A 15,279-nucleotide genomic window follows, 5' to 3' on the forward strand; every position below is an offset into this window, starting at 1 on the left:
CGCGCTCCGTGATGTTTCTCACAGCGCAACCTGCCGTGTGTTGTCGGCCGGCCCGGTAGGCTGGACCTTAGCAATGCAACCCCGTAACGAAAGGAACGAACCATGGCAGCTCTCACCGCTGAAATGAAGACCTTCATCAACGACAACCTCGGCTGGATCGCCACCCAGAACGAGGACGGCACCCTCGACCTCGGCCCGAAGATGTCTCTGTTCGTGCTCGACGACAACCACATCGCCTACCACGAGCGCACCGCCGGCCAGGCCTACAAGAACCTGCAGGCCAACGGCAAGCTGGTCATCGCCTTCGCCAACCTCGCCGAGAAGAAGGGCTACCGCTTCCGCGGCAACGTGGTGCTGCACTCCGACGACGCCATCTACGAGGAGCAGGTGAAGGTCGCCGAGGAGAAGGGCACCAAGAAGCCCGCCGTCATCCCGGTGCTCGAGATCACCGAGATCGAGGACCTCGCCTCCGGCCCGAACGCCGGCAAGACCATCGTCAAGGACTGATTGACACAGACTGATTGGCTGGCCTGATCGGGCTCATCGTGCAACGGGACGGTACCGTGGAATGTTCACGGTACCGTCCCGTTTTGCTAAGGCGCTTATGGTCGGAAGTGCTTGACCACCCCCAGTCTCGCCATGCTCGACAGCCCCGCCGGCCGGGGGCGAGGGTTCCTGCCTTCCCCTGTGAGGGGAAGGTGGCCGGCTTTTGCCGGTCGGATGAGGTGACTCGAATGAAGCATGGTCACGCATGGCCACGATATGGCGGCCGTGCGTCGCCGCCAGCCCCTACTCCGTCGCCCCGATCCCCATCGCCCAGTCGTGCAGGCGCTGCGCCTCGGGGGAGCGGATGACGGTGAACCGCAGCCACGAATAGCCGTTCATCACGAACAGCGGCATGTCCAGCGACTCCACGCCGGCGCGAACACGCCACGGGTAGATCCGGCGCTGCACGCACTGGATGCGAGACCGACGGGTGATCATGGTGACGAAGCTGAGCCTCCTCGCGCCGGTGACGACGATGCGGCCGTCGTCGAGCAGCGCATAGCCTTCGGCGCGCAGCTTCAGCCACCGTTTCGCGAAGACGTAGCCGCCGGCCAGCAGCGGGACGGTCAGCAGCCACAGCAGCCAGAGCACATGGAAGTACGGTTCGAACACCGGATGGCCGGCCGGGAACCTCACCTCGCCCAACGGCGTGTCAGGGCTCGGTGCATAGTAGCGGGCGATCATCAGGATGCTAGCGGTCATGACGGCGGCGACGGCCGCGGTCCAGACGAGCGGCATGACCAGCAGATAGCGTCCCAGACCGCGGGCGGTCCGCTTCACCCGGACCGGCTGCGGCCCGTGCGATTCCTCGCGCAGATCCCATTCCGGCAGCATGTCGTGCAGCGTGGCATACAGTCTGCCGTCCTCGATGACGGGCAGAATGCTGCCCCGGGCGTCGTCGTCCTCCCCGTCGCTGTCGGTGCCGGGCGTGGCCAGACCGACCTGCACCGAACTTAAATGCAGTGCGCGGCGTAGCACCGACTGTCGGATCGTGATGGCCTGCACCCGACGTACCGGAATGGTAATGGACCGGCGGGTGATCAGCCCGCGCACGATGATCAGATCGTCGCCGCGGCGCCACACTTCGAACCGGTGAAAGAGCAGCAGCGATTTGACGACGCTGACGACGAGCATCGACGCCAGCATGGCCGCCGCGACCATGATCGCGGTCATGACACTGCCCGCGGCGAACCGGTATACGGCGTATTCGGCCCTGTAGACCATGCCGGCGGGCAGCAGGTCGCGCAGATTCTGGGCGAAACCGTAGATCACGGCCAATGCGGCGAGGAACCCCAGATCGGTGAGTGCGAACAGGATCGTATCGCGGACCGAGGCGCGGAACACCAGCCGGCCGTCGTTGTGGTCCGTATCGGGAAGGCGTGTTTCGCCGTGGTCAGTCGGGCCGATGCCGTCAGCGGTTGGGGTGGGACGGCCGGCCGCCGCATCCATCGTCTGCAGTCGCAGTCGCTCCAGCTTGTCGCCCAGACCGGCCGGCACCGCGGTGAGGACGATGGCCGATCCACCGGAGGTGCCGCCGGCGTCGATCGTGACGCTGACCAGTCCGAAGGGCTTGAAGAAGAACGGCTGGCTGACATTGACCGTATGGATGTGATCGTAGGGGATGGTGGTGCGGATGGTGTTGAACACCCCGGTGACCAGCGTGATCTCGTCGTCGCCGAGACGATACCGCCGGCACGCCCAAAGGGCGATCTGCCACACGGCCATGCCCGCCACGGCCAGGGCGATGACCGTCCACACGACCTGCCGCGAGGGATGCATCCACGCGACCAGTACCAGCAGCGAGACCATGGTGCCGACCATGGAACGGGCGCGTTCGGTGATGTCGATGATCAGCGACAGCGGATGGACGCGCCTCCATCGGCCATGGACAGGTCCGTTATCCGGTCCGTTATCCGTTCCGCCCATCACACGTCGTCCTTCGAGGTGAGCACCCGGGAGCTGATCTGCTCCACGATCGCCTCCGCCGTCTCGTTCTCCAACGCGGCGATCTCATGGTCGTCCACGGCGGTGTGGATCTCCACGGCGGTCAGGCCGAACCGCCGAAGCAGCGGCCCCTGCATGGTCTCCACATGCTGCACGCGGTTGTAGGGGATCGTCGTCGTGGTGCGCAGCAGCCATCCGCGATGCAGCATCACGTCATGGTCGCCGAGCGAATACCGGTTGAACCGGTAGGCATACCGCGTCCGCAGCGGCTGCGAGGCCAGATCCGTCAGGATCAGCGCGACGGCGACGGCCGCTACGGGAAGATGCCACGGCGTCCACCATCCGACGATCCGGCAGACCACCAAAACCACGGCGCATGCCGCGACGCCGGCGAGATCCCGGCCGATCGCACGCAGCAGCCATACCCGTTTCACCGATTCGGGCAGGCTATGCCACCGTCGTTCGCTCATATGATCCCCCTTGTGACGCTCACTACAGGGTATCAGGCGGCATTTCGGTTCACTCGTTGCCGGTGCCGGAAAAAGAGTGAATCGGAACCGAACGATATCGAACGTCGAAGGGCGCTGTCATCGATGAGATGCACAGGAATCCTGTGAATGCGGACAACATTTGGTTCACTCTTTGCGGGACCCCGAAAAGAGTGAACCGCGCGGGACGGCGGTCGTTGCTAAGCTGAAGGCGGTATCGGCCGGCAAATATAGGAGACGCTCATGGCATCCAGCATCAAAGCCGTGTTTTTCGACATCGACGGCACCCTGACCAGTTTCGTCACCCATGAGGTGCCCCAATCCACCAAGGACGCGATCGAAGCGCTCAAGGCCAAGGGGATCAAGGTGTTCATCGCCACCGGCCGCGCGCCCTCGCAGATGACCATCGTCACCGAACGGCTCGGCATCACCTTCGACGGCTACATGACCATGACCGGCCAGTACTGCTTCGACGACCACGGGTTCCTCAAGAAGCACGACATCAGCAAGACCGATCTGCGGATCTTCCTCGACTATCTCGCCGCGCACCCCGAAGTCGGCGCGAACTTCGCCGAGGAGGACTACGTCTACTTCAACCAGATCACGCCGACGATCCGCGAGCAGTACGCCGGACTCGGCGCCACCGCCCCCTCGCTGGTGGTGGACGACGTGAACCGCGTGTTCGAACACCCCACCTACCAGTTCTCCGCATTCGTCGGCGAAGCCGAGGAGCAGCGGATCGTCGACCTGCTGCCGGACTGCCGGTCGGTGCGCTGGCACCCCTCGTTCTGCGACTTCATTCCCGCCGACGGCGGCAAGCCCGCCGGCATCAGGGCGTTCATGGAACTCTACGGATTCGCCCGCGAGGAGACCATGGCCTTCGGCGACGGCGGCAACGACGCTGACATGCTCGCCTACGCCGGCATCGGCGTGGCGATGGGCAACGGCGGCGACAAGGCCAAGGCCGCCGCCGACTACGTCACCGATACCGTGGACGATGACGGCATCCTCAACGCCCTGAAGCACTTCGACGTGCTGTAGGGCCTAAGGCCTCAGTGGATGCAGGCCTCGATGTTGTTGCCCTCGGGATCGTGCACGAACGCCGCGTAATACGTCGGCCCGTAGTTCGGGCGGGGTCCCGGCTCGCCGTTGTCGGTGCCTCCGGCGGCCAGCCCGGCCGCGTGGAACGCCTTGACGGACTCCTCGTCCTTCGTGCCGAACGCCACATGCATCGGCGTGGTCTCGCCGTCGGCCCGGCTCACCCACACGCTGGAGCCGTCGTCGGCGGCGAACTGCACGGCGCCCGGGAACTCCACGCCCTTCGCATAGCCGAGCGGGGTCAGCGCGGCCTCGTAGAATGCGGCCTGCCTCTCGAAATCCTTCGCCTTGATGGTCAGATGATCGATCATGATGTCTCCTTCGTCGCTGATGGAACATTCACGTCTCATTGTAGGGGCGGAACACGGCCCCTCCGGTGCCGCGGCGGCATAATGGGGAGGTCGGACAGTCATCCGCGGAAATGGGAGGGGCGCCATGCGCAAGAGCGAGGCGAAGGAACGGCCGATACTGGGGTCGAAGGTGTTCCTGTACGTGACGGAGTTCTTCTCCGGCATGGCGGTGATGGCGGCCGAACTGGGCGCGTCGCGACTGCTCGCCCCCTACTTCTCCAGCTCGCAGATCGTGTGGACCATCATCATCGGCACCATCATGATCGCGCTGGCATTGGGCGCCGTGTTCGGCGGCCGATGGGCCGACCGCAACCCGGACCCCGACCGCCTCTACCTGCGCATCCTCGCCGCGGCCGTATGGATCTCGCTGATCCCGCTGGTCGGCAAGTACGTGATCCTGCTGGTCTCCGGCCTGCTCATCGTCACCGTCTCCACGAATTTCCTCGTGATCGCCGCATTCGTCAGCTGCATGCTCATCTTCGTGCCGCCGCTGTTCCTGCTCGGCACGGTCACCCCCGGACTCAACAAATTCGCCACCGACTCGCTGGAGGACAACGCCTCCGTGGTCGGCCGGCTCTCCGCATGCAACACCGTCGGATCGATCCTCGGCACCTTCCTGCCCACCTTCGTCACCATCCCGGCCGTCGGCACCTTCGTCACCTTCCTGCTCTTCTCCGGCCTGCTGCTGCTCCTGCCGCTGATCTACTTCCTGTCCTCGCACGTCATGCGCGCGGCCAGCGTCGCGGCGATCGTCGTGTTCGTCGGCTCGGCGGTGTTCTCGCCGATGACCGGCTTCGCGTTCTGGGAACGCAACCTCGCCTACGAGGGCGAGTCGATCTACAACTACCTGCAGGTGAAGAACCTCGCCGACCGCACGATCCTGTCCACCAACGTGCTGTTCGGCGTGCAGTCGGTGACCATGAAGACCGACGGGCTCACCGGCATGTACTACGACACCGCGCTGGCCGCGCCGGCGCTCGCCGACCACGCCGATTCCGCGCTGATCCTCGGCATGGGCACCGGCACCTACGCCCGGCAGCTGAGGCGGTACTATCCGAAGATGCGCATCCAGGGCGTGGAGCTCGACGGCAAGATCACCTCGCTGGCGGGAAGGTACTTCGACGAACCGTCCGACATCCCGGTCAGCACCTACGACGGCCGCGCATGGCTCGCCGCCAGCCGTGACAAGTACGACGTGATCATGGTCGACGCGTATCAGGACATCACCATCCCGTTCCAGATGAGCTCCGACGAATTCTTCTCGATGGTGCGCCGGCATCTCAATCCGGGCGGCGTGATGGTCGTCAACATGAACATGATCTCCGACGGGCGCGGCTCGATCAACGAGGCGCTGCAGACGACGATCGCCAACGTGTTCAACGGCGCCTGCCGCGTCGGCACCACGTATACGGCCGACGTGCCCGGCACGACGAACCGCGAGCTGTTCGCCAAGGCACCCACCGAGGCGGAGACGGGGAAGTTCGCCTCTTCGGGGACATCGTGCGACGATTCATGGCGCAGGACCGGCGGCATCGCCACGGTCGGCGAGCCGGTGACCAGCACAATGCGGCGGGACGTGAAGGCCGGATCGCTGGTCTCCACGACGCTGGAGCGCACCGGCGACCAGGATCTCGCCGCCTACATGGACGGGGTCGCGGGCCGGATGCGGGCCGTACGCGACCCGTCGCCCGGCTCCGCAGACCGGTCGCTGGTCCTCACCGACGACCGGGCCCCCGTCGAGGTGCTTGGCATGAAGGCCATCGACCAGCTCATCGCCGAGGAGGCCGGCCCGTACCGGCAGATCCTGAAGGAACAGGGCATCGGCGGGCTGATGAAGTCGGTGTCGTAACGGTTCCGCCGGTTTCGCGGCTCCGGCGGGCCGGTGGCGGTCCCGATGGAGGTGCCGATGGCGGTCGGCGCGCCACGCCGGTTGCGGATCGGGAAAACCGTGGTATTATCTTCAAGGCTTGAGTAATCAAGAAAGTGGAGAAATCCCACCTGGAAGCCTTTCACGGCCTCGGGTCCAAGGCCTACAGCCTTGCCGGAACCGCCGATCGTGCGGTTCGGCGCGGGGAGAGTCCCGCAAGTCATGATCGACCTTCGATTGTGCATGGACATGCGGATGCCGTTCGTTCCCATGAGCGGATGGCGGGGCATGATGCTGTATGTTTCGGACGCAGATGGAATTTCGTCTGGCAGTAGGGAATGGAGTCATCATTAGCGCCGAACCACGTATCAACGAAGAGATTCGCGTATCGCAAGTACGCCTGATCGGCCCGAAGGGCGAGCAGGTGGGCGTCATCGCAACCTCCGTCGCGCTGAATCTGGCACGCGAGGCCAACCTCGATCTCGTCGAGGTCGCCCCGAATGCCAAGCCGCCCGTGGCCAAGCTCATTGACTACGGCAAGTTCAAGTACAACGAGAAGATCAAGGCTCGTGAGGCTCGCCGGAACCAGAGCACCGCCGAAATCAAGGAGATCCGTTTCCGCCTCAAGATCGACGATCATGACTTTGACGTCAAGAAGGGGCATGTGGAGCGATTCCTCTCCGGTGGTGACAAGGTGAAGGTCACCATCATGCTGCGTGGTCGTGAGCAGTCCCGCCCGATCGGTGGCGTCGAACTGCTACGTCGACTGGCCGACGAGGTGTCCGAGCTGGGCACCATCGAATCCCAGCCGCGTCAGGACGGCCGCAACATCATCATGGTGCTGGCCCCGAAGGGCAAGAAGGTGCACACCCAGTCCGAGCAGCGTCGTCGCGGCGCCTCCGCCCGCGCCGAGCGTCAGGCCCGTCAGGCCGCGCGTCTCGCCGCCAAGAAGGAAGCGCAGAACGCCGCCGCCGAGGAGGCAAGCGCCGACCTCAAGGCGATCGCCGAATCCCACGCCGCCGAAAAGACTTCCGCGAAGAAGACCACTCATCATAAGGAGGGCAGCAATGCCGAAGATGAAAAATAACTCCGCTCTGTCCAAGCGTGTCAAGGTTTCTGGCACGGGCAAGCTGGTGCACGCCGGTAGCGCCATGCGCCACAACCTGGAGCACAAGTCCGCTCGCAAGCGCCGCGCTCTGAAGGCCGACGGCGTGCTCGCCAAGCCGCAGGCCCAGAAGCTCAAGAAGATGCTCACCGCCTGATTTCGGCGTCACGCAATAGAAGACTTAATAGGAAAGCTGAGGAAATAACAAATGGCACGTGTGAAGCGCGCAGTCAACGCCAAGAAGAAGCGTCGCGTCGTTCTCGAGAGGGCTTCGGGCTACCGCGGCCAGCGTTCCCGCCTGTACCGCAAGGCCAAGGAACAGCTGCTGCACTCCTTCAACTACAACTTCCGCGACCGCAAGGCTCGCAAGGGTGACTTCCGCAAGCTGTGGATCCAGCGCATCAACGCCGCCGTCCGCGCCGAAGGCATCACCTACAACCGCTTCATCCAGGGCCTGCACCTCGCCGGCATCGAGCTGGATCGTCGCGCTCTCGCCGAGATCGCCATCTCCGATCCCGACACCTTCAAGACCATCGTGGAGGCCGCCAAGGCCGCTCTGCCCGAGGACGTCAACGCCCCGAAGGCCGCCTGAGCATATCGGCGAACCGATGGGTCGAACGACTCCTGTCTTGAGTGATTGAGACGATGAAGCCCCGCATCCGTGCGGGGCTTTTTTCATATGCGGCAAGCGACGGCAAAGCGATTCCGGCATGAAGACATGACGGTCATAATTGGGGGAAGACATGGGCGGTATGAATGCCACGGACGGTACGGATGCCACGGACGGTACGGATACTACGGGCGGTACGGATGCCAGGAGCGGATTCGGCGGGCTGATCGACCGGTTCCTCGCCTACATCGATGTGGAGCGGGGGCTGGCCGTATCGACCGTACGAGCCTACGAATCCGATCTGCGCCGGTATGCCGCATGGCTGACCGACCACGGCCGGCACGGCATCGCCGAGGTGACGAGGGCCGACGTCGAGGGGTTCATCGCCTCGTTGGACGGCGAATCCGCCAGAAGCCGGGCGAGGCGTCTGGCCGCCGTGCATGAGCTGCACCGGTTCGCCGTGGGGGAGGGACGTGCCGCCGCGGACGTGTCCGAAAGCGTGAAGGCGCCCAAAAGCGCGCACACCCTGCCCGACGTGCTCACCATCGACGAGGTGTCCCGCCTGCTCGACGCGGCCGCGATGGGCGGTTCGCGCGATCCGGTCGTCCTGCGCGACAAGGCGCTGCTGGAATTCATGTACGCCACGGGATGCCGCGTCTCCGAGGCGGTGGGCGCCGACCTGTCCGACATCGACCTCGACTCGCATGTGGCCCGGCTCACCGGCAAGGGGTCGAAGCAGCGGCTGGTGCCGTTGGGCTCGTACGCCTGCACGGCGATGCGCGGGTATCTGGACGGCGCCCGCACCGAGCTGATGGGCCGGGCGAAGACGAAGCCGGAGATGCGGGCCATCTTCCTCAACAAGCGCGGCCGCCGGTTGTCGCGGCAATCCGTGTGGGAGGTGGTGAAGGCCGCGGGGCAGCGCGCCGGCATCACCCGGCCGCTGCATCCGCACACCCTGCGCCATTCGTTCGCCACGCACCTGATCCAGGGCGGGGCCGACGTGCGCACCGTGCAGGAGCTGCTCGGCCACGCCTCCGTCACCACCACGCAGATCTATACGCACGTCAGCCCGCAGGTGCTGATGGAGACGTATCTGACCAGCCATCCGCGCGCCCGGTGACGGAAGTGTCTTCGTGGGGGTCAACCACAATAAAATAAACAACCAAACCCCCACCATTAAGGAAGAAGGAAAGAAGAAAAAAGAATGAAAGCACGCAAATACGTGGCAACCCTAGCCGCCCTGACAATGCTCACTGCCGTAGCCGTAGCCCCGGCAGTAGGCACAGCAGCAGAAAACGAACTACCGCAAGGATTGACAGATGCTCAACTGAACTCCTCATATGGTTTTGCCAAGTGGGTCAGTCTTAACGGAGACACTGAAGACCAGAGAGAAGATGCGAATAGAGCTATTTACAACCTATCTGCGTTTATGAAGGACGATCCCTCCTATACAAAGCTGGGTGCCGACGGTGATGCCACCAGTTTGGCGAATACCCGCAGGGCGTTGCAGGAGGACATCAAATCCAATCAGTTCCGTACGTCGTTAACGAACGAACCGTGCCGCATGGACCTGCCCGCAGGCAAGGGACGTCGATGCGACGATCCCAACAAGCGGCTTCAGGCCCAGCAACTCAATTTGCAGTTGCTCCTTGGAGAGGAGTTTATCGCCAATGCGGTGAGTGCGACAGGCGGTCACTGGGGCATTACCGATGCGCAGGGCATTGCCTGGGGCGAAGGCTACAAGATCTTCTACAACGGTGGCTCCACCGGAATCAACGAAAAAGCCAACTATGAAAAAGACATGACCGACGGCAAACTCGACGGCAAGGCCGAGGACGGATCCTCGGTCGGTGAAACAGGCCATTACGTGAACTACGTGGATGATCGATACGCGTATGCTTCGGTCGGAGTATATGGCATCGACGGATTTGTTCAGAATTACTTCCTGGGCAGCAAGGGAACGGTCACCAATGCCTATATGCCCGGCTGGGGGTTCCCGAATGATATCCTCCCCTACGAGGAGAGAGGAATAACCAATCAGGCTATGACTCTTCCCGAGAATCTTCTCTCGAAGTTCGACCAGTACACCGCCCTGCTGGATTCGACCACCACATACACGGTGTCGTTCGACAGTGCGGGCGGTACGGCGGTGGCCTCACAGTCGGTGCGTAAGAACAACAAGGCCACGCAGCCGGCCAACCCGACCCGCAATGGTTATTCGTTCACCGGATGGTACAACGGCAACACCAAGTATGATTTCTCCACTCCGGTGACCTCGGATCTGAAACTCACCGCCCGTTGGGCGAAGAACACGGTGTATCGCACCGTGAGCTTCGACTCCGCGGGAGGCACTTCGGTGCCGTCCCAGCGGGTGGTCGACGGCGCCAGGGCGGCGCAGCCGTCGGCGCCGACGCGTTCGGGTTATTCGTTTGCCGGCTGGTATGCCGGCAACACCAAGTGGGACTTCAGCAATGCTGTCACCTCGGATCTGAAGCTCACCGCCCGGTGGACGAAGAACCAGACCCCGCAGCCCACGGTGAAGCAGGTGCCGGTGTACCGTGTCTACAACCGCAACAGTGGTCTGCATCATTACACGACGAACAAGGCGGAGAACGACATGCTGGTGCGTTTGGGTTGGCGTGACGAGAACCACGGCAAATCCTCGTTCGTCACCGTGAGCAAGGACACTCCCGGCGCCCGGCCCGTGTACCGTGAGTACAACCGTCGTTCCGGTAACCATAACTGGACGCTGAACAAGGCGGAGCATGACATGCTGGTCCGCCTGGGCTGGAAGAACGAGGGCGTCGCCTGGTACACCAGCCCCAAGGGGCAGAACGTGTACCGTCTCTACAACCCGAAGCCCTACCACAAGCCGAAGAACGGTCGGGGCAACGGCGGCGGCGAACACGTGTACACCACCAGCTATGGCGAATACCTCGCCGTCATCAAGGCCGGATGGCGAGGCGAAGGCATCGCATGGCAGTCACTGTAGTCTGACCCATCGGCTCGAAATGCAGGGGCCGTCGATCATCTTCTTATGGGGTGGTCGGCGGCCCCTGTCCGTTGTCCTCTTCGGCATAATGGACGATTCGGGATTACGTCGGTATCGGTGAAAAAGACGCATAGATATGGAATCGGCGGGGTTGGCAAGCGTCTGATCCGTTTACCATAAAAATGATTTGCAACGATTTTGCAAGGTGTTTACGGCAGACGACGTATTTCGGTCGTGAAGAAACCGTGTACACGGTGGTTTTCTCAGTATGATTGAGCGTACTGGAAAAGTTTGTTCGCGGGGGAGTGGTGATGGAACATGAAGCACATGGCGAAGTCGATAACGAAGGGAATGCTACGGGGGTTGGATATCGCCACGAGCCCGAGCCCCACCATGATTCTGGAACGTCGTCGCAGGGAGCTGCGGGAGTCGGATCAGATCCACGACGCATGGGAGAGCGTAGGGCGGAGCTTAGGGCACTCGATGAGCTCATTCGCAGCGGAGACGAGCAGGCGATAGACGTCATCCTCGAACGCCGGTTCTCTGGTCCGTTGCCCTCCCCGGAGGTGCTGGCCGGGTATGGTGACATCGATCCGTCGCTGCCGGGGCGGATCGTGTCGATGGCGGAACGCCAGCTTGACGCGAACATTCGAAATGAGTCGCGGCTGACGCTGAGCGAATCAGTTTCCGTGGCAGTGGCGTCCGTGGCGGCGTCGGTGCTGCCGTGGTGCGTGTGCGTCGTGTCGATTCTGGCTGGGCAGAATGCCGCCGCCGTACTGGGCGGTGCCGCCGGCGTGGCTGTCGCCGGGGTTTCCGTGGTTCGCGCCATCCGAGGGGTCCGCGAGCCGAAGGGAGGGGAAAAGGATTCGGGTTCGCACGGTTCCTCCGGACAATAGCCACAACCGGCTATGGCCGTTTTTCTTTGTATTTTTTTGGCCGTTGCCGTTTTCTTTTTGATCTTCGTATCGTCGAAGAGCTTCCGGGATTTTTCGATGTCCTTTTGTCGTTTTCGTTTTGATGCCTTCGTAGAGCATAGGTGACATGTTGGATGGTGCATCGATCGGAAGACCGTAGAAACAACCGACCTGCCATACTGATATTCGTCACGGATTCTGGTTACTCTGTTCTGTATGCCTACTGATCTGTTGGGGCGCGAGTATGAGACCTTTCCGGCGCCCGATTCCCTCGACCGGCATGGGCCGGCCCGTATCATCGCGATGTGCAACCAGAAGGGCGGGGTCGGCAAGACCACCTCGTCGATCAACATCGCGGGAGCCCTGTGCAACTACGGGCGCAGGGTGCTGATCGTGGACTTCGACCCGCAGGGCGCGGCCTCGGTGGGTCTGGGCATCAACGCGAACGCGGTGGACGACACGATCTACACCGCCCTGTTCTCCCCGGCGATGGATCCGCATGTGGTGGTGCAGCACACCCGGTTCCCCGGGCTCGACATCATTCCCGCGAACATCGATCTGTCCGCGGCCGAGGTGCAGCTGGTCACCGAGGTGGGCCGCGAGCAGGTGCTGGCCGGCGTGCTGCGTCCGCTGAGGGACGAGTACGATCTGATCATCGTCGACTGCCAGCCGTCGCTGGGTCTGCTGACCGTGAACGCGCTGACCGCGGCCGACGGCGTGATCATCCCGGTGGCGGCCGAGTTCTTCGCGCTGCGCGGCGTGGCGCTGCTCATGCAGTCGATCGAGAAGGTCAAGACCCGCATCAACCCGTCCCTGGAGGTGGACGGCGTGCTGGTGACGATGTACACGCGCACGCTGCATTCCGAGGAGGTGATGACCCGCATCTACGAGGCGTTCCAGGAGAAGGTGTTCCACACGGTCATCACACGGTCGATCAAGCTGCCCGACGCGACGATCGCGGCGGCGCCGATCACCATGTACGCCCCGCAGCACAAGACCGCGAAGGAGTACCGCGAGGTGGCGCGCGAGATGGTGGCGCGCGGGGTGGTCGCATAGACGCGCTCGTGGCCGAACCGTCCCCCGAGGGCGGGTTCGGCGGGTTCCGGGTCGATCTGGAGGAGTATTCCGGGCCGTTCGACGTGCTGCTGGGCATGCTGGCGAACCGGAGGCTGGAGCTGACCGAGGTGTCGCTGGCCGGGATCACCGGCGAGTTCCTCGACTACATCGGCGGCATGGATCCGGCGCGTGATATGGACGAGGCCAGCGCGTTCGTCGACGTGGCGTCGGTGCTCGTGGAGGCGAAGAGCGCGGCGCTGCTGCCCGAGGACGAGACGGGGGAGCGCGACGAGCAGAGCATGGAGGCGCTGCGCGAGCGTGACCTGCTGTTCGCCCGTCTGCTGCAGTACCGGGCGTTCAAGCGGGTCGCCGTGGAGCTGCGCGGCCGGATCGAGGCCAACGCGGGATGGCATCCGCATCCGGCGTTCGTGGATGAGGCCGTAGCCGCCCGGCGGCCGGAGCCGTCGTGGACGGTGGATGCCGGCGAGCTGGCCGCGTTGGCCGCGCGGGCGATCGCCAACGCCCCGGCGCAGAAGGTGTCGGTGGGGCAGCTGCATGTGCCGCTGGTCGATCTGCGCGAGCAGGCGGCCGTGGTGCGCGACCGGCTTCGCGCGCTGGATGCCGGCGGGTCGCTGACCTTCGACGAGCTGACCCGGGACGCGGCGTCGACCATCGAGACGGTGGCGCGGTTCCTGGCCGTTCTGGCGTTCTTCCGGCAGGGCGTGGTGCAGTTCCGGCAGGACGAGCCCTACGCCGAGCTGCATGTGCGCTGGGTAAGGGACGGCGAGGGTCGGCCGGCCGAGGATGACGGCGTGACGGCCGGCGACTACGAGTGACCGAGTGGCCGGAGACGATGACCGGAATCGGATGGTCGGTACGGCGATTGTGAATGACGGAAGTGGAGGAAGCATGGCGGATTTTGACGTCGATGAGTTTCCCGGCGGGCTGAAGGCCTGCTTGGAGGCCGTGCTGATGGCGGCGGACCGGCCGTATGCCGCGGCCGATTTCGCTCGGGTGCTCGGCGTGGACGACGCCGCGGTGGAACGTGCGCTGGAGGATCTGCGGGCCGACTACGACGGCGTCGGCGGCGGCTTCGGCGGTGACGCCGGTGACGGCGGGGCCACCGCCGTCGCACCCCGCGGGTTCGAGTTGCGGCATACCGTGCGCGGATGGCGTCTGGCGACCCGTGCGGCGTTCGAACCGGTCGTGGCCGCGTTCGTCAGTGACGGGAAGGTCTCGCGTCTGTCGCAGGCGGCGTTGGAGACGCTGGCGATCATCGCCTACCAGCAGCCGGTCACGCGCGGCAGGGTGGCGGCGATCCGCGGCGTGAACTCGGATGGCGTGATCCGGTCGCTGCTGGTGCGTGGTCTGGTCGCCGAGCGGGGCGCCGACGAGGAGACCGGCGCGGCCCTGCTGGTCACCTCGGACCTGTTCCTGGAGCATCTGGGTCTTGACGATCTCGGCCAGCTGCCGGCGCTGACCCCGTTCCTGCCCGAATCCGCGCAGGTCGTCCAGTCTGTGGACACCCCCTAATCGATGTGTCGTCTCCCCCGGTTTCGGGGGAGTTGCCGATGTTTGCGCTCACAATGATGTGGCGCGGTTTTCTGCGTGATTTCTAGGGGGTATATCGGCGTAATCCCCCTACCTCGACACCCCGAGGAATCAAGGGCGTCGAAGCCCGTGCGGTATGTTTTCCATCCTTTTCCGATACATTGGAATGATCTGCTTTTCAGCGGTATCGAAAAGGAGTCGCATCATGAACGTATCGTACACCGTGGCCTCGGGGGGGGGGCTTCAGCTTCTTGGCCTGCCATCATTGACGCAGACATCGTCGTCTCGTCCGGATGGGGTCGGTGATCGCCATGGCCGGTAATGGTGAATTCACTGCCGAGGAACGTTCGTACCTCTCCTCGCTTCCCGCGGTGGCCCGGGTCACCGGCAGCAGGATCTTCTACTCCACGGAGTTTCAGGACGAATGCATGCGGCGCTACTGGAGTGGCGAGTCGCCGACCGCGATCTTCCGTGATGCGGGACTGGATCCCAAGATCATCGGGGCCAAGCGCATCGAACGGTGCATCAGGCGGTGGCGCGACGCCGAGGAGCATTCCGCCGATCTCATGGCGCGACGCCGGGAATCGCTCAGGCGGGGCAGGATCGACAGGGCCGATCAGACGCCGCGGTCACGGGCCGCGGGGGACGCGAGGATCATCGCTCTGCAGGCCAGCATCATCAGTCAGCTGGAGGAGCTTGTGGACCAGCTGGAGCAGACCCGGAAGGCCATGGAGGCCGATCGGGAGAACGGAAAGTAG

Annotated in this window: 16 protein-coding genes; 13 read left to right on the top strand and 3 right to left on the bottom strand. The window is 63.8% G+C overall.

The window, feature by feature from the left end; genetic code table 11:
- Positions 1 to 102 precede the first annotated feature (102 nt).
- Entirely contained in the window at positions 103 to 507 is a 405-nt protein-coding gene (locus tag CSQ87_RS06235; RefSeq protein WP_100513009.1) for a pyridoxamine 5'-phosphate oxidase family protein, read from the top strand.
- Positions 508 to 789: 282 nt separating this feature from the next.
- Here the strand turns inward: CSQ87_RS06235 and CSQ87_RS06240 are convergent, their stop codons facing one another.
- Complete coding sequence (locus CSQ87_RS06240; RefSeq protein WP_100513010.1) at positions 790 to 2,472, bottom strand: PH domain-containing protein; 1,683 nt, start codon at positions 2,470 to 2,472, stop codon at positions 790 to 792.
- The gene (locus CSQ87_RS06245; protein ID WP_100513011.1) at positions 2,472 to 2,960 is read right to left on the bottom strand and encodes a PH domain-containing protein; all 489 of its coding nucleotides are present in this window, start codon (positions 2,958 to 2,960) and stop codon (positions 2,472 to 2,474) included. Before CSQ87_RS06245 ends, CSQ87_RS06240 begins: the two co-directional genes overlap by 1 nt.
- 261 nt (positions 2,961 to 3,221) lie before the next feature.
- On the opposite strand from CSQ87_RS06245, the gene CSQ87_RS06250 reads away from it, so the two are divergent.
- Positions 3,222 to 4,019, top strand: coding sequence for a Cof-type HAD-IIB family hydrolase (locus CSQ87_RS06250; protein ID WP_100513012.1), 798 nt, complete (start codon positions 3,222 to 3,224; stop codon positions 4,017 to 4,019).
- An 11-nt stretch (positions 4,020 to 4,030) separates the two neighbouring features.
- Here the strand turns inward: CSQ87_RS06250 and CSQ87_RS06255 are convergent, their stop codons facing one another.
- A complete protein-coding gene (locus CSQ87_RS06255) occupies positions 4,031 to 4,387 on the bottom strand; it encodes a VOC family protein (RefSeq protein ID WP_100513013.1) in 357 nt (118 codons plus the stop codon).
- A gap of 124 nt (positions 4,388 to 4,511) precedes the next feature.
- Between CSQ87_RS06255 and CSQ87_RS06260 the strand changes: the two genes are divergently transcribed.
- The 11 genes from CSQ87_RS06260 to CSQ87_RS06310 all read left to right on the top strand — a co-directional run bounded on the left by CSQ87_RS06260 (position 4,512) and on the right by CSQ87_RS06310 (position 15,279).
- Positions 4,512 to 6,275: a spermidine synthase gene (locus CSQ87_RS06260; protein WP_243388854.1), complete on the top strand. Its 1,764-nt coding sequence runs from the start codon at positions 4,512 to 4,514 to the stop codon at positions 6,273 to 6,275.
- A 331-nt stretch (positions 6,276 to 6,606) separates the two neighbouring features.
- Entirely contained in the window at positions 6,607 to 7,380 is a 774-nt protein-coding gene (infC, locus tag CSQ87_RS06265; RefSeq protein WP_100513014.1) for a translation initiation factor IF-3, read from the top strand.
- On the top strand, positions 7,361 to 7,555 hold the full coding sequence (rpmI, locus tag CSQ87_RS06270) for a 50S ribosomal protein L35 (protein WP_100513015.1): 195 nt from the start codon (positions 7,361 to 7,363) through the stop codon (positions 7,553 to 7,555). The genes infC and rpmI overlap by 20 nt, the downstream gene beginning before the upstream one ends.
- A gap of 51 nt (positions 7,556 to 7,606) precedes the next feature.
- Complete coding sequence (gene rplT, locus CSQ87_RS06275; RefSeq protein ID WP_100513016.1) at positions 7,607 to 7,990, top strand: 50S ribosomal protein L20; 384 nt, start codon at positions 7,607 to 7,609, stop codon at positions 7,988 to 7,990.
- Between the two features lie 160 nt (positions 7,991 to 8,150).
- Entirely contained in the window at positions 8,151 to 9,128 is a 978-nt protein-coding gene (gene xerD / locus CSQ87_RS06280) for a site-specific tyrosine recombinase XerD (RefSeq protein WP_100513114.1), read from the top strand.
- Positions 9,129 to 9,572: 444 nt separating this feature from the next.
- On the top strand, positions 9,573 to 11,000 hold the full coding sequence (locus CSQ87_RS06285) for an InlB B-repeat-containing protein (protein ID WP_165776764.1): 1,428 nt from the start codon (positions 9,573 to 9,575) through the stop codon (positions 10,998 to 11,000).
- A gap of 449 nt (positions 11,001 to 11,449) precedes the next feature.
- Positions 11,450 to 11,896, top strand: a complete 447-nt coding sequence (locus tag CSQ87_RS06290) for a DUF2335 domain-containing protein (protein WP_165776765.1) — start codon at positions 11,450 to 11,452, stop codon at positions 11,894 to 11,896.
- Positions 11,897 to 12,130: 234 nt separating this feature from the next.
- Positions 12,131 to 12,970: a ParA family protein gene (locus CSQ87_RS06295; RefSeq protein ID WP_100513019.1), complete on the top strand. Its 840-nt coding sequence runs from the start codon at positions 12,131 to 12,133 to the stop codon at positions 12,968 to 12,970.
- Between the two features lie 8 nt (positions 12,971 to 12,978).
- Complete coding sequence (locus CSQ87_RS06300) at positions 12,979 to 13,806, top strand: segregation and condensation protein A (RefSeq protein WP_243388856.1); 828 nt, start codon at positions 12,979 to 12,981, stop codon at positions 13,804 to 13,806.
- 73 nt (positions 13,807 to 13,879) lie between these two features.
- Positions 13,880 to 14,503 (top strand): SMC-Scp complex subunit ScpB, encoded by a 624-nt coding sequence (gene scpB, locus CSQ87_RS06305; RefSeq protein ID WP_243388857.1) that lies wholly within the window; start codon positions 13,880 to 13,882, stop codon positions 14,501 to 14,503.
- A 329-nt stretch (positions 14,504 to 14,832) separates the two neighbouring features.
- A complete protein-coding gene (locus CSQ87_RS06310) occupies positions 14,833 to 15,279 on the top strand; it encodes an HTH domain-containing protein (RefSeq protein ID WP_100513116.1) in 447 nt (148 codons plus the stop codon).

The organism is Bifidobacterium simiarum (assembly GCF_002802905.1).
Classification (GTDB): Bacteria; Actinomycetota; Actinomycetes; order Actinomycetales; family Bifidobacteriaceae; genus Galliscardovia; species Galliscardovia simiarum.